Annotated in this window: 13 protein-coding genes and 2 pseudogenes; 9 read left to right on the top strand and 6 right to left on the bottom strand. The window is 37.8% G+C overall.

Annotation, left to right across the window (positions count from 1 at the left end):
* The first annotated feature begins 13 nt into the window (after positions 1-13).
* Positions 14-1,178, top strand: a protein-coding gene (locus CDG55_RS00735) for an IS3-like element ISAba22 family transposase (RefSeq protein WP_087537534.1) whose coding sequence is annotated in 2 segments (ribosomal slippage) — positions 14-276 and positions 275-1,178 — 1,167 coding nt in all. Because the reading frame shifts where the segments join, the coding sequence is not laid out codon by codon here.
* Positions 1,179-1,247: 69 nt separating this feature from the next.
* Positions 1,248-1,577 (top strand): hypothetical protein, encoded by a 330-nt coding sequence (locus tag CDG55_RS00730; protein ID WP_016165192.1) that lies wholly within the window; start codon positions 1,248-1,250, stop codon positions 1,575-1,577.
* A gap of 310 nt (positions 1,578-1,887) precedes the next feature.
* Here CDG55_RS00730 and CDG55_RS00725 read toward each other — a convergent pair whose 3' ends face one another.
* Positions 1,888-2,109 carry a helix-turn-helix domain-containing protein gene (locus CDG55_RS00725; RefSeq protein WP_004658364.1) on the bottom strand — a complete coding sequence of 74 codons (222 nt, stop codon included), beginning with the start codon at positions 2,107-2,109 and terminating at the stop codon, positions 1,888-1,890.
* A 194-nt stretch (positions 2,110-2,303) separates the two neighbouring features.
* On the opposite strand from CDG55_RS00725, the gene CDG55_RS00720 reads away from it, so the two are divergent.
* Positions 2,304-2,555, top strand: a complete 252-nt coding sequence (locus CDG55_RS00720) for a hypothetical protein (RefSeq protein ID WP_004758991.1) — start codon at positions 2,304-2,306, stop codon at positions 2,553-2,555.
* A gap of 159 nt (positions 2,556-2,714) precedes the next feature.
* Here the strand turns inward: CDG55_RS00720 and CDG55_RS15365 are convergent.
* A pseudogene (locus CDG55_RS15365) lies at positions 2,715-3,034 on the bottom strand (toxin-antitoxin system HicB family antitoxin).
* 45 nt (positions 3,035-3,079) lie between these two features.
* Complete coding sequence (locus CDG55_RS00710; RefSeq protein ID WP_111313893.1) at positions 3,080-4,279, bottom strand: tyrosine-type recombinase/integrase; 1,200 nt, start codon at positions 4,277-4,279, stop codon at positions 3,080-3,082.
* A 475-nt stretch (positions 4,280-4,754) separates the two neighbouring features.
* Between CDG55_RS00710 and CDG55_RS00705 the strand changes: the two genes are divergently transcribed.
* The 3 genes from CDG55_RS00705 (at position 4,755) to CDG55_RS00695 (ending at position 7,012) form a co-directional block, all read left to right on the top strand.
* Positions 4,755-5,899, top strand: a protein-coding gene (locus CDG55_RS00705) for an IS3-like element ISAba14 family transposase (protein ID WP_099046175.1) whose coding sequence is annotated in 2 segments (ribosomal slippage) — positions 4,755-5,019 and positions 5,019-5,899 — 1,146 coding nt in all. Because the reading frame shifts where the segments join, the coding sequence is not laid out codon by codon here.
* A 101-nt stretch (positions 5,900-6,000) separates the two neighbouring features.
* A complete protein-coding gene (locus tag CDG55_RS00700) occupies positions 6,001-6,747 on the top strand; it encodes an IS5-like element ISAba31 family transposase (RefSeq protein ID WP_004645384.1) in 747 nt (248 codons plus the stop codon).
* A 19-nt stretch (positions 6,748-6,766) separates the two neighbouring features.
* Positions 6,767-7,012 (top strand): hypothetical protein, encoded by a 246-nt coding sequence (locus tag CDG55_RS00695; RefSeq protein ID WP_052690212.1) that lies wholly within the window; start codon positions 6,767-6,769, stop codon positions 7,010-7,012.
* 101 nt (positions 7,013-7,113) lie between these two features.
* Here CDG55_RS00695 and CDG55_RS00690 read toward each other — a convergent pair whose 3' ends face one another.
* Positions 7,114-8,133, bottom strand: a complete 1,020-nt coding sequence (locus tag CDG55_RS00690; RefSeq protein ID WP_045796736.1) for an AraC family transcriptional regulator — start codon at positions 8,131-8,133, stop codon at positions 7,114-7,116.
* Positions 8,134-8,286: 153 nt separating this feature from the next.
* Here CDG55_RS00690 and CDG55_RS00685 point away from each other — a divergent pair, with 153 nt between their 5' ends.
* Both CDG55_RS00685 and CDG55_RS00680 read left to right on the top strand, forming a co-directional pair.
* On the top strand, positions 8,287-9,732 hold the full coding sequence (locus CDG55_RS00685; protein WP_061403633.1) for a coniferyl aldehyde dehydrogenase: 1,446 nt from the start codon (positions 8,287-8,289) through the stop codon (positions 9,730-9,732).
* Between the two features lie 114 nt (positions 9,733-9,846).
* The gene (locus CDG55_RS00680; RefSeq protein WP_061403634.1) at positions 9,847-11,565 is read left to right on the top strand and encodes a GMC oxidoreductase; all 1,719 of its coding nucleotides are present in this window, start codon (positions 9,847-9,849) and stop codon (positions 11,563-11,565) included.
* 318 nt (positions 11,566-11,883) lie between these two features.
* On the opposite strand, the gene CDG55_RS00675 is transcribed toward CDG55_RS00680, so the two are convergent.
* Positions 11,884-12,630 (bottom strand): IS5-like element ISAba31 family transposase, encoded by a 747-nt coding sequence (locus tag CDG55_RS00675; RefSeq protein ID WP_087662167.1) that lies wholly within the window; start codon positions 12,628-12,630, stop codon positions 11,884-11,886.
* Between the two features lie 115 nt (positions 12,631-12,745).
* Positions 12,746-13,156 (bottom strand): annotated as a pseudogene (locus CDG55_RS00670) (phosphoribosyltransferase); the annotation flags it as partial.
* A 100-nt stretch (positions 13,157-13,256) separates the two neighbouring features.
* On the opposite strand from CDG55_RS00670, the gene CDG55_RS15220 reads away from it, so the two are divergent.
* Positions 13,257-13,409 carry a hypothetical protein gene (locus tag CDG55_RS15220; RefSeq protein WP_162620818.1) on the top strand — a complete coding sequence of 51 codons (153 nt, stop codon included), beginning with the start codon at positions 13,257-13,259 and terminating at the stop codon, positions 13,407-13,409.
* Positions 13,410-13,630: the final 221 nt, after the last annotated feature.

The raw sequence follows: 13,630 nt of genomic DNA, 5'->3' as shown, positions 1-13,630 counted from the left end.
TCAGGAGTTTACCATGAGCAAGAAACACAAGACTTACACCACAGAATTTAAAGCTGAAGCCATCAAATTAATTGAAGCCAATCAAGGCAATGTCTCGGAAACAGCTAGACAACTTAGCATTTCAATGCAAACTCTTTCAAATTGGAATACCAAAGCAAAGGCTGGAACTTTAGCAGGTACAAAACAGTATTCACCTGATCTAAACGCTCTACTCGAAGAAAATAAAAAACTCAAACAACAGCTCAAAATAGCTGAAATGGAACGTGAATTTTTAAAAAGGCAGCAGCGTACTTTGCCAAAGAAAGTCAGTAAGGTACGCCTATATGAAACAAAAAAGATATTCTTTTCCAATTACCTTAATGGCTCGATTACTTCATGTTTCAGTTTCATGTTTTTATGATTGGCTCAAGAGAGGCGTGAGCAAAAGAACGATTCAACGAAATCAACAGACGATATTGGTGAAAATAGCCCATGAGGAGACAAGGCAGAGCTATGGTTATATTCGATTAACCAAATACTTACAAGCTCAGGGCATAAAAATGAGTATGTACGCTGTACGTCAGATAAAAGCGCTGAACCACCTGTATTGTAAGCGACACAAGCGTTTTAAAAGGACTACGAATAGTGACCATAATCGAGCGATCTATGAAAACCTGCTGGAGCAACAATTCTCAATGACTAGACCAAATCAAGCATGGTCAAGTGATATTACGTACATATGGACTGTTGAAGGATGGCTGTACTTAGCAGCGGTAAAAGACCTTTACACGAAGCAAGTGGTTGGCTATAGCTTAAATGAGCGCATGACAGCACAGCTTGTTTGTAATGCGCTAAATATGGCTATTCACAATCAAAAACCAACCAAAGAACTGATTGTGCATTCAGACAGAGGAAGTCAATATTGCAGCCATGAATATCGAAATATACTTGAGCAATATGGTTTTCAAGGTTCAATGAGCAAGCGCGGAGACTGTTACGATAATGCACCGATTGAAAGCTTTTGGGGAATACTGAAAAATGAGTTAGTGCATCATTACAACTATCAAACCAGAGAAGAAGCCAAAGCAGATATTATAAAATACATTGAGTTATTTTATAATCATCGAAGAATTCAAAAGGGTTTGGGTTTTAAGACACCAAATCAAATGGCCGAAGACTTTTATAAGTTGGCTGCCTAGAATCTCCCAAGGGAAAGTCTCCTGATAATTCAGCGTATATCAAACTTTGCTCTGCAATATTCCTCAGATATGAAGAACATTTTTGTTTCGCCACCTTTCGATATTACGCATACACTCATTTATGAATCCATTGATCATAAAATTGCACTCAAACTGGCGGGTAGTAAAGCATTTCCAGACCTGTCACATCTCATTAAATTGGCTGAAAGTGATCAATTTAGAATTAGAAATCCCAAAGCAATCATAGAGTCCTTGAGCGAAAATATATTGGACTATCTTCGTGCATCAAATGAGGTTCAATTATTCGATGGATTGCGGACATCTATAGAACTTTCAATTTCAAATGTTATGGCGACAGGCCTTGGCACCCAACATTATCGACATGATAAAAAGAAGTAATTTAAATGGTGTAATGAAAAATCCTGTAAAAAGACTCAAAATCTTGCAATAAGTACAAGGGCAACGTAAGATGAGGAGTGAAGTCATTTTAAATTCCTTGTACGGCAATTTGCATTACATGGAACAAACCCACAATAGTTACCGCTATTGTGGGTCATTAGCCCCTCTTCTTAACTAAGTTATAAGAAAAATACCTCTATCATTCGATTGATTCCTTTATATAAATAATAAAGTAAATATATGTTTTCGATGAAGCTTTATAAAATTCAGTATTAGACCTGTAGGGAAAACTTATCAAACGAAGTATTAGTTAATCCTTTTCTTCAACTTCTTCCTTAAACTCAAACAAATCATTCATCGTACAGTTAAAGTACTTACACAACTTATCGGCGACTGGTAATTCAATACGTACAGCACGGTCATAATACATACTTGTGAGCGTATTGCGATTGATACCTGTTGCATGCACCACTTCACTTAATTTTAAAATTTTTCTATCGCCCATGAGGCTAGATAACTTACAAGTAATCATATTTAAATTAATTTACAAAAAATAACTTGCTGCGGGTTATTTAAAGTTGTTGCCTGAGTAATACTTTGCTAAAATTAACCTACAGCAGGTTATTAAAACTTATAGAAAGTATATTTTATCCATTTCAACTAAATTATAACTTTTTAAGTATAAGGATTGAACCTGCATTAGATTATTTTGTGGAGATGACCGCCGTGTTAACAAATGAGTTATTGATCAGCCAGCAAGCTCGTGACTTAGGAAATCAATTAATTAAAGAAATGAACATCAATAGAAGTTATGGAATGGCTAATTTTCTTGGAGTAAATACTTGCTATGATAATCATCAGGCTGTACTTATTTGGACATTTCAACTGCTTGAAAGGGAACCTGCCTTAAATGAATTAGCAGAAATTAAAAAATATTTTCTTTTAATCTTTCCAGATAGTGTTTATCAATTAGCCTAAGTTGTATTTAAAAATTAATTTTTTAAATAAAAAGCACTAAATCAAAGAAACTTTCTTTAAAAATACCTATTAATTCATACGATTTACAGAATATATGAAGCATAAATTCTTGTTCCTGCTCTATCACTCACTCCTACTAGACATTAGTACAGACTAAAATTACATAGCTCTTTTTACTGATACTAAACGATTCATGTCCACACTACGTTCTGCGGCTTCGAGGGCTAGTTTTTGTTAAACCACTGAGAACAATGACAATAAACTGAGCACTATATTTTTCCGGAGAGTGGTGTAGGAACTTTTTCATTATTGCTAATCATATCAGCGACAACATCAGCAACGAGCTTCTCTATTCCTGAGAATGCTTTAGACTGATCCGCATCAAGTCAAGACAATGATGGAAACTCAGCACACGACCCAACATACTCATTATCTTCTGCTGACCATGTAACACGGTAAGTATATTGGTTACTATCCATTTGAACCCCCATAATGTTTTAAGTTTATGTATAAAAATACGATTTTCACTTATCAGTACCTAAATAATCACCCCACCACTGCATCATTTCAGTCCGTTGAGCTAAATAGTCAGCGTGATTATAGCTGGCACGGGTACGGTTCTTATCAATATGTGAAAGTTGTGCCTCAATCCAGTTATCCTGGAACAAACCTGAGTCATTCAAAATGGTACTAAAAGTGGAACGTAGTCCATGAGAGGATAATTGATGTTTTCCATAGCCCATCTTACGTATAGCCATATTTAATGTATTAAAATGAATCGGTTGATTATGTTTCCGTGGGCTAGCAAAAATGTACTTTTCACCGTATGACCATTGCATGACGTCTTTTAAAATATCTAAAGCCTGATCTGAAAGTGGAACTAAGAAGTCGGGAATCTCATGGCCTAATATGACTTTTCGTCGAAACTGTTTAATATGCAAGGCAGGTATTTTCCAGATTTTTTCATTTAAATCAAAATGATGAGGCTCAGCCAATAACAATTCAGCCCCTCGCACGCCAGTATGTAATTTGAACAGCAGTGCTTTTTTAATAATCGGATGGGCATCCAATTTTAATAAATTTTTCTTAAAATCTGATATATCCTCCGCTTTCAAATACGGATAATTCTTCTTGATTTTACTGTTAATGGCGATTTTATTTAAACCATGCGCGATGTTGAATTCACAATAACCCATCGCTACAGCGTAGTCATAAATTTGGTTCAAATAACTACAAGCTTTCTTGACAGGTTCTTTTACTTGGCGTCCCTCTATTTTTTTGATTACTGAAACCAGGTCATAACGCTTGATGTTTTGAAAAGGTAAATCCTGAAGGTCTGGATAAATATCTTGCTGTAAACATCTTTCTGCTAACTGTAGTACACCGCAGCGGGGTGAATCATTAAATGCATTTTTCAGTTTGAACTGCAGCCACTCCTCCCCTACCTTACGAAAGGTGATGACATTAGAGACAGTATCATGCTCAAAACAATAATTATTGTCTTTAAAGTCATCTTTGACTTGTCGTGCCTTTTTCAGCGATAAATCAGGATAAAGCCCCAACTGAATGCGGCGACGTTTTTTTGTTTGTGGATCTGTATAGCGATAGCACCAAGATTTTCTTCCAGTCGGCTCAATCTTCAGGCTAAGTCCATCTTCATCGGATAAAAAACAAGTTTTTTCCTTGCAATGAGCTTGGCGAACTTTAATTTCAGTAAGACTCATGAAATTTAAATGAAACCTATCAGCGGATTGACGAGATCCATTATATCAAAATAGAAGAAAATATATATGATGCGTACACTACGCATCATATATATTTGTAATATATTGTTTTATATATTTAATATTTTAAGTATTTGTATTTTAGTAACCATTATAAGTACCACCTCTTCTTTAAGTTCCCAACAACTCACTTTTTCTGTCATCAATGTTAAATAAGTCTTGTGCTTTAAATTCTTAGATGACCTCCTCTACCCTTTATTATCATTTTTATAAAAGTAACTATATGTACTCATTAAAATTTGTAGAGCTCAAAAACAAAAAAGACCGCTATATAGCAGTCTTTTAACTTAATTAAATAGGGTGTGTTGACACTTTTAGCTTAAAAAAATAGCGAAGTAGAGAGATGGATCCGGAAATTTGAACAACTCCTATAAGTGATACTCTGCTCCTCAAATGATGTTATAAACATCAATATATGGAGTATTTTATGGCACGTAGACCAAGAAGAAATCATTCAAACGACTTTAAGGCTAAGGTAGCACTTGCTGCGATCAAAGCAGAAAAAACACTTGCTGAATTGAGTTCTGAGTTTGATGTTCATCAAAACCAAATTATTGACTGGAAAAATCAATTGATCTCAGCTTCCTCACAAGCTTTCGATCAATCAAAAGCTCCATCAGAACCTCCCATTGATCTTAAAAAGTTACATGCAAAAATCGGTGAGCAGGCATTAGAAATTGATTTTTTAGAAGGTGTGTTGAAGAAACTGGGCCGCTTCAACCACAAAAGTTAATCGATCACTCACTTCAGATTTCAGTATCTAAACAAGCTAAGTTACTGAAAGTCTCTCGTGGTTGTTATTATTATCGCCCAAAACCTGTTAGCTCATCAGATCTGAAGCTGATGCGATGTATTGATGAATTACATATGCAATATCCTTTTGCAGGCAGTCGTATGATGCGTGATTTGTTGAATCGTCAAGGGCATCATATAGGACGACGTCATACACGTACTTTAATGAAGAAAATGGGTATTCAGGCGTTATATTGCAAACCAAATTTAAGCCAGGCTAATCAAGCTCACCGTAAATATCCATATCTGCTCAAAGGATTGGCTATTCAGCGCAGTAATCAAGTGTGGTCTACTGATATAACGTATATCCCTATGGCAAAAGGCTTTGTTTATTTATGTGCTGTGATTGATTGGCATAGCCGCAAGGTACTTGCGCATAGGGTATCGATTAGTATGGAGGTGGATTTTTGTATTTCGGCTTTAAATGAAGCGATTGAAAAATATGGATCACCTGAAATATTGAATACAGACCAAGGCAGTCAGTTCACCAGTGATGCATTTATTGATGTATTGAAATCAAATGGCATTCAAATCAGTATGGATGGTAAAGGTCGATGGGTAGATAATGTGATGGTTGAACGATTATGGCGGAGCGTTAAATATGAAGAGGTGTATCTCAAAGCTTATAGCAGTGTCACAGATGCGAAAAAGCAATTGAGTGCATATTTTGAGTTTTATAATCTGAAACGACCTCATTCGAGTCTAGACAAAATGACACCAAATGAGTTTTACTATGATCAGCTACCCCAACAAAACAAGGTGGCTTAACTAGAGCGGAATATCACTTATAAATACGCTTTTAGTTGTTCAAACAAGTGGAACCACCTCTTAGTAAAATCAAATCGCCGAACCCAATTTTACTATTCGCTATGCCTCGTACCATGCTGACAGATCAACACTGGCAAAAGTTGAAAGTTATTCTGCGTAATTTATCCATTCACCACAACTCAAATTTACGCAATTTTATTGAAGCTATTCTCTATAGAATTAGAACAGGCTGTCCGTGGCGAGATATTCCTTGTTGTTTTGGTCATTCAAACTCTATTTTCAAACGTTTTAATCGTTGGTCAAGCAGCGGTAAGTTACTTAGATTATTCAAATTACTAGCCTCATGCCCCGATATGGAGTGGATTTTTATTGATGGCTCTCATGTACGTGCTCATCAACATTCTGCTGGCATAGCGAATCAATCTATTTCTAAAAGTGTAGGAGGAAACTCCTCAAAAATACATTTGATTGTTGATGCACATGGCAATCCTATTGATTTCATGATTACCGATGGAACCACACATGATGTTAAAGTTGCACCTGATTTAATATCAACATTAGATTTAAAAGAGACAAAAGTGGTATGTGCAGATAAAGGCTATGATTCAGAACCACTGCGTGAACAGATCAGGAAAACAGGGACTAAAGCGAATATACCAAAGAAAACAAATAGCCAATCGAACAATGACCATATGGACTGGTATTTATATAAAATCAGGCATTTAGTTGAAAATATGTTTTGTAGATTAAAGCAATTTAGAGGAATAGCTACTCGATATGACAAGCTCAAAAGAAATTATCAAAGTTCTGTTGCTTTAGCCTGTATATTTTTATGGCTACCTTTATAGGGTTAATTATGAACAGTAAATGTCAACAGACCCTAGTTACACTTATCCAAATAGTACGACGGTGGCATTGAATACTGAAACGACATATGACTGGAATGCAGAAGAAGCCACAGTTCCTGTCAACTTGACTGTGACCAAAGTGATTCGCCTAAATGGTCAGGCCATTAGTGTGGGCGGTGGTGCTCGATATTGGGTTGATGATACTGACGGCAGCCCGAAAGGTTGGGGGGCACGTTTGGTCGCATCCTTTGTTTTCCCGAAATAATCAATTGAGTCTGTATTGATTAGAGTGACATTCAATGGATTTAAACTATATGCTTGAATTCGTTGGGTACTTTTTATTTAACGAAGTAGCAAAACCAGAAGTCATACAATATGGCTTCGACTTTTGTCTCTTAACTCGGTTGGAGGAACGCCAAACCAGCTTTTAAAGTTGCGACTGAAAATAGATAATTCTGCATAGCCCAACTGTAGAGCAATATCTGTCAAATTCACATTGCCTGCATCAAGCATACGAAGCGCTTCTTTTTTTCGGACATTTTCGAGTATATCTCGATAGGTTGTTCCTTGCATTTTTAAAGCGCGCTGAAGCTTTTTCGGATGCATTCCCATACAGAGTGCGATATTTTCAATGCTGCAGTCTCCTGTCGCCATCAGCATGCGGACTGAACTCTCTATCAGTGCGGTATTGTCTTCAGTTTTGGTGCTGCTTTGTGTTTCAAGCTGCTGTACGATTAGTTGATTAATGGCATCTTCATTAAAATTATAGGGTTTATAGCTTAAAAAGCTTGCGGGAAAATAAAGCGCATCCTCATCGGTTTCAAATTCCACTGGACAGGAAAAATGTGCTTGGAAAGTTTGAGCTCCTTTTTGTGGTGCTTTTTGCTTGAAGCAAATTTTTTCTGCATGCCACTGTGGGCCAATCAAATCTTTTAAAATATTCGCGACAAGGCAAATGGCCAGTTGTGATTTTTGTGGTACATCGGTGTTGTATTCACTTAAACGCACAAAGTTCAGCTTACAGAACAGAGCATTATGTTGCGAGACGTGAAAGACAACGCCTTCAGCATGTAAATAGACATACTTTTGCGCCACGCTTAAGGCTTCAAGTATGCTCGTTTGTCGGGACATATAGACGCCAATCAAACCGATTGTGCTAATATTTTGGAGTGCGCCGAGTTTTAAACCGAAGCAGTCATCCTGACAGGCTAAGGCCGCTTTTTCCAATAAATTTAAATAATGATCATAATGAATAAATGAATCTGGATCGCGGAGTAAAGCAGGTAAAATCCCGATCTCTTTCAAGATTCCTATAGGGTTTATGCCATAACTACGGACTAAGTCTTCAAAACCGCCGAGGCTGGCTGCACGAATATAACTTCCCATTACAACATTCCGTGTTGTCCTAAAAGATCAATTTAGTGTCCTAAAAAGTCAAGCATAATTCAAGTCATTTGTTAAAGTAGGATAAGAGATTATCTCAACCAACATAGAAAAGAAGTATTGAATCACCATTTTTAGCCGTGAAAGGAAAAGCATATGCAACTTACGGTTCAGTCTCATATCGAGCAAACAGTGATAGAACAGACATTGCACGATTGTTTTCAATTACAGCGCAAAAGCTTTCATCAGCAAGGCATTGAAACGATTGAACAACGCAAGCAACATTTACTGAATTTAAAAGCATTGATTAACAATCACCGTGAAGCAATTATTGACGCCTTGAATCGTGATTATGGAAATCGTTCACGCCATGAAACCTTATTGGCAGAAATTATTACTGTCACGGATGACATTAACGGCAGCATCAAACATTTGAAGCAATGGACGAAAGTACAAAAACGACATGTCGATCATAGCCTGTATTTTGGTGCGAAGAACCGTGTGATTCCTCAGCCACTGGGCGTGATTGGAATTATTGTGCCGTGGAATTTCCCCATCAATTTGATGTTTTCACAGTTGTCGGCCGTGTTTGCTGCGGGAAATACCGCTATGGTTAAAATGTCTGAAAATTCAAGACATTTGGCCGAATTGCTGATGGAGTTAAGCCCCAAATACTTTAAAGCGGAAAAATTACAGATTTTCGATGAGACGGGTGAAGTAGGCATCGCATTTTCAAAATTGCCGTTTGACCACCTGATGTTTACTGGCTCTGGTGCGACAGGGCGTAAAGTCATGGCTGCTGCTGCACCAAACTTGACGCCAGTGACTTTGGAGCTGGGTGGTAAATCTCCTGCGGTGATTGACCCTGAATACCCCATCGATAAAGCTGTAGAACGCATTATGTTTGTGAAACAGTTTAATGCGGGACAAATTTGTACCAATGTCGATTATTTATTTGTGCATGAGTCGAAGTTACAAGCATTTATTCAAGCCGCGGCAGCGTGGGTTCAGGAACATGTGCCTGATATTCATAGCAAAGATTATACTTCTGTGATTGATGAGCGCGCATTTCAGCGCTTAGTGCATAGCTTGGCAGATGCTGAAGCCAAAGGGGCAAGTTTGATTAATTTAAATCAGCAAGAGCCAGATGCTGCGACACGAAAATTTCCACTGACTTTGGTGTTGAACAGCAATGATGAGATGGAAATTGATACGCGTGAAACCTTTGGTCCGATCTTGATGGTCAAAACCTACCAGAAGCCTGAAGAGGTAGTGGACTATATTGTGCAGCGTGATCGTCCATTGGCCTTTTATCCATTTAGCAATAATAAAAGCTCAGTCGAATTTTATATCAGCCGAGTTATGTCGGGCGGGGTTTCGGTCAATGATGCCTTATTTCATGTCGGGCAGCATGACTTGCCATTTGGTGGGGTCGGTGCCAGCGGGATGGGGCATTATCATGGCTATGAAGGCTTTTTGACTTTTTCCAAAATGCGTCCTGTGTTTTATCAGGCGGGTTTTTCGAGCTTGAAGTTTCTCGCGCCGCCTTACGGAAAATTTGCCAATTGGCTGTTGAATTTATTGATTCGGATGAAGTCATAAGCGCTTAAATTTAAAAACCTCAACATCACTTTTCACTTCAAGATGGATATTTTGAAGTGAAGGAATTAGTGTATTTAAAAACAGAAAAATAAAACTTTTAAAGGAGTTAATAGGATGAATAATAAAGATTTTGATTTTGATCAAATCGTGATTGGCTCAGGCTTTGGTGGATCGGTCAGTGCTTTACGCCTTAGTGAAAAGGGCTATAAAGTCCTGATTTTGGAGAAAGGATTACGCCGTGAAGACAAGGATTTTCCAACTACAAATTTAGACACCAAAAACTATTTGTGGCGGCCTGAACTGGGATTCAGAGGTACGATGCAATTTACTTTCACCAGTAAAACCACCATTTTGCATGGGGTGGGCGTCGGTGGGGGCTCACAAATTTATGCCAATGTACATTTAATTCCACCTGATGCTGTTTTTGAGTCTGAGGCATGGACCAAGATTCGTAAAGACTGGAAAGAAACCTTAAAGCCGTTTTATGGTCTCGCTCAACGTATGTTGGGTACAGCGAATAATACTTATACCAATATTGCAGACGAAACGTTAAAAGAAGTTGCGAGTGAAATTGGATATGCAAATTCATTTAAAACGGTGAATACGGGGGTCTTCTTTTCGCAAGTAGCTGGTCAAGAAGGACAATTAGCGAAAGATCCGTATTTCAATGGAGAGGGGCCAGATCGTAACTCCTGTATTTATTGTGGCGCTTGTATGTTGGGCTGTCGTAATAATGCCAAAAATACCCTGATGAAAAATTACCTGTATTTTTCTGAGCGTAATGGCGTTGAAATTCGTCCAAGTTCTGAAGTGGTGAAAATTACACCACTGAATGAAGATGGTAGCGCAGGTTACGAAGTAATAGTCAAAGAAACTTTAGGAAAGAATGTTCGTCAGTATAGTTTGCGCAGTCGTGGGGTGGTGTTATCTGCGGGTGTAATGGGTACGGTACCGATGTTGTTAAAAATGCGTGATCAGCATAAAACTTTACCCAATATTTCTTCATTGCTGGGACAGGAAGTTCGGACGAACTCGGAAACCCTGACCACAGTGAACAATACTGGTAAAAAACTGGATGATGGTGTGGCTATCAGCTCCTTTATTTCAGTCGATGCAGATACCAATATCGAGGTCACACGTTTCCCTGAAGGTGCGGATGCTTCATGGATTTATATTCCATACGTGCCTATGGTGACTGGTCAGGGCTTTATGCGCTTTATGAAGTTTGTGTTCAATACACTGTTACATCCCTTAAAAACCTTTAAAGTACTGCGTTATAAGGGTAAAGCCAAAGACTCTATCATTTTATTGGTGATGCAAAAGTCTGAAGCATTCATTCATTTTGAATGGCGTAGAAAGTGGTATCGACTGTTCAAAAATAGTATCACTGCTGTGCAAAAAGAAGGGGACACGCCACTCACCGTTTCATTCCCTGCGGCTGAAGAAGCCACTAAAATGATTGCACAAAAGTTAGGTGGAGAACCTGGTTCTGCACTTACTGAAATTCTACTGGGAACGCCAACGACAGCACATATTATGAGTGGTGTCGCGATGGGCAATGACAAGTCGAATGGCGTTGTGGACTTCACTGGTCAAGTCTTTGGTTATCAAAATTTACGCGTATTAGATGGTTCGATTGTACCTGGGAATTTAGGTGTGAATCCCTCACTAACCATTACCGCACTGTCTGAATTTGCGATGAGTCAAATCCCAGTGTTCTCCGCAGAGCGGGCAGCAAAGATTCAGCGTATTGAATTTAGTCAGCCTTTGGAGGGACAGGTGTCTGACTTGAAGGGTACTGGTGATTTAGCCAGTGCATTAAGCAATGCTTAAAAAAGTGGATATGGTTTGGGCTGGTGATGGTGATGGTGTCTAATACGGCAAATTAGACAGCCCAAGCAATACAATCTTGAGATCATTATCCCTCTAACGCTGTATGACAGCGTTAGAGGGCGTTGCTGATTTTATGGGCTATAATTCAGAAATTCCTAAGCTAAGAAGAGAGCGAAAAGCTGTCTTACCTTTTTTACCGATCAATGAGTAATTGGGGGGCATTATTGAGTCTATTCATAAACCCAAAAGCCATGGTTTATTTTTTCTTGTTATAAAATATGACTAGGGTCTGTTGACATTTACTGTTCATAATTAACCCTATAAAGGTAGCCATAAAAATATACAGGCTAAAGCAACAGAACTTTGATAATTTCTTTTGAGCTTGTCATATCGAGTAGCTATTCCTCTAAATTGCTTTAATCTACAAAACATATTTTCAACTAAATGCCTGATTTTATATAAATACCAGTCCATATGGTCATTGTTAGATTGGCTATTCGTTTTCTTTGGTATATTCGCTTTAGTCCCTGTTTTCCTGATCTGTTCACGCAGTGGTTCTGAATCATAGCCTTTATCTGCGCATACCACTTTTGTCTCTTTTAAATCTAATGTTGATATTAAATCAGGTGCAACTTTAACATCATGTGTGGTCCCATCGGTAATTATGAAATCAATAGGATTGCCATGTGCATCAACAATCAAATGTATTTTTGAGGAGTTTCCTCCTACACTTTTAGAAATAGATTGATTCGCTATGCCGGCAGAATGTTGATGAGCACGTACATGAGAGCCATCAATAAAAATCCACTCCATATCGGGGCATGAGGCTAGCAATTTGAATAATCTAAGTAACTTACCGCTGCTTGACCAACGATTAAAACGTTTGAAAATAGAGTTTGAATGACCAAAACAAGAAGGAATATCTCGCCACGGACAGCCTGTTCTAATTCTATAGAGAATAGCTTCAATAAAATTGCGTAAATTTGAGTTGTGGTGAATGGATAAATTACGCAGAATAACTTTCAACTTTTGCCAGTGTTGATCTGTCAGCATGGTACGAGGCATAGCGAATAGTAAAATTGGGTTTGGCGATTTGATTTTACTACTTCGCTATTTTTTTAAGCTAAAAGTGTCAACACACCCTAATAATTAATTCATTTTCATCATAAGTGCATAAGCATCACGTTTGTTTTGACGCAATGATTCTATCTCGGACTTCGTCAGCTGTTTTACGAGAGTTGAGGATATACTTTGCTTCCCACTCTGTGAGCCTTTCGAAATCGTACCCGTAAATCGATTTCCACCATGCTTCAAGATTACCATATACATCCCTCAATTGCTGAAGAGTTTCTTTACTTAGAGCTAATTGTGATGAGTATTGTTTACCCGTCAGTGCATATGCTCCAATAACTTTATTCGTCCCAGTTGTTTCAATATGACCTTTTAATGCTGCAAAAGTACCACCTTGGGTCTGGGTATCATCAACAATAATAACACATTTATCATTGTTTATTGTCCCATCAAATGCTGGTGGGTTGGCTAATCTATGCCACCCATCACCGCCAGTTCTTGATACTTTTATAGCTTGAACGGCTTTGTTGCACAAAGATTTCATAACTATATGATTTTAAAAGTTTTGATTATTTTTTGATCCAAAATTAAATTTATTTAAATCAGATGCTTACATATTTATGCAACAAAACCCCTCACAACCATCTTTTGATAAAAATAAAATGCTTGATGAAATTGGAATCTCTGAAGAAGATTTTAATCAATTAACATTTGATGCTTTAGCTAAAGTTGAGCCCCCGAAAAAAAAACATAAGTTATATATTGTCGAGTAATACAAACCTTCCTTAAAAATAATGCGCCTTACGGCGCACTATTTATGCAAAATCCTGATTAATTTTTTTATGACTTCACGCCCAACGTAGTTTTGCATCCCATAAGTCATACTTTAACTGAAAATGTAACTTGCCCCATCATGACTTTTTTCATATAGCCTACTTGAACTGACACCATAAATCCCATGTGTTCCATAAAGCATCGTATACAATTTCAGATA

The sequence above is a fragment of the Acinetobacter sp. WCHA45 genome, from assembly GCF_002165255.2.
Lineage (GTDB): Bacteria > Pseudomonadota > Gammaproteobacteria > Pseudomonadales > Moraxellaceae > Acinetobacter.
The sequence above is the reverse complement of the archived record's forward strand: the minus strand, read 5'-3'. Positions and strand labels throughout refer to the sequence as shown.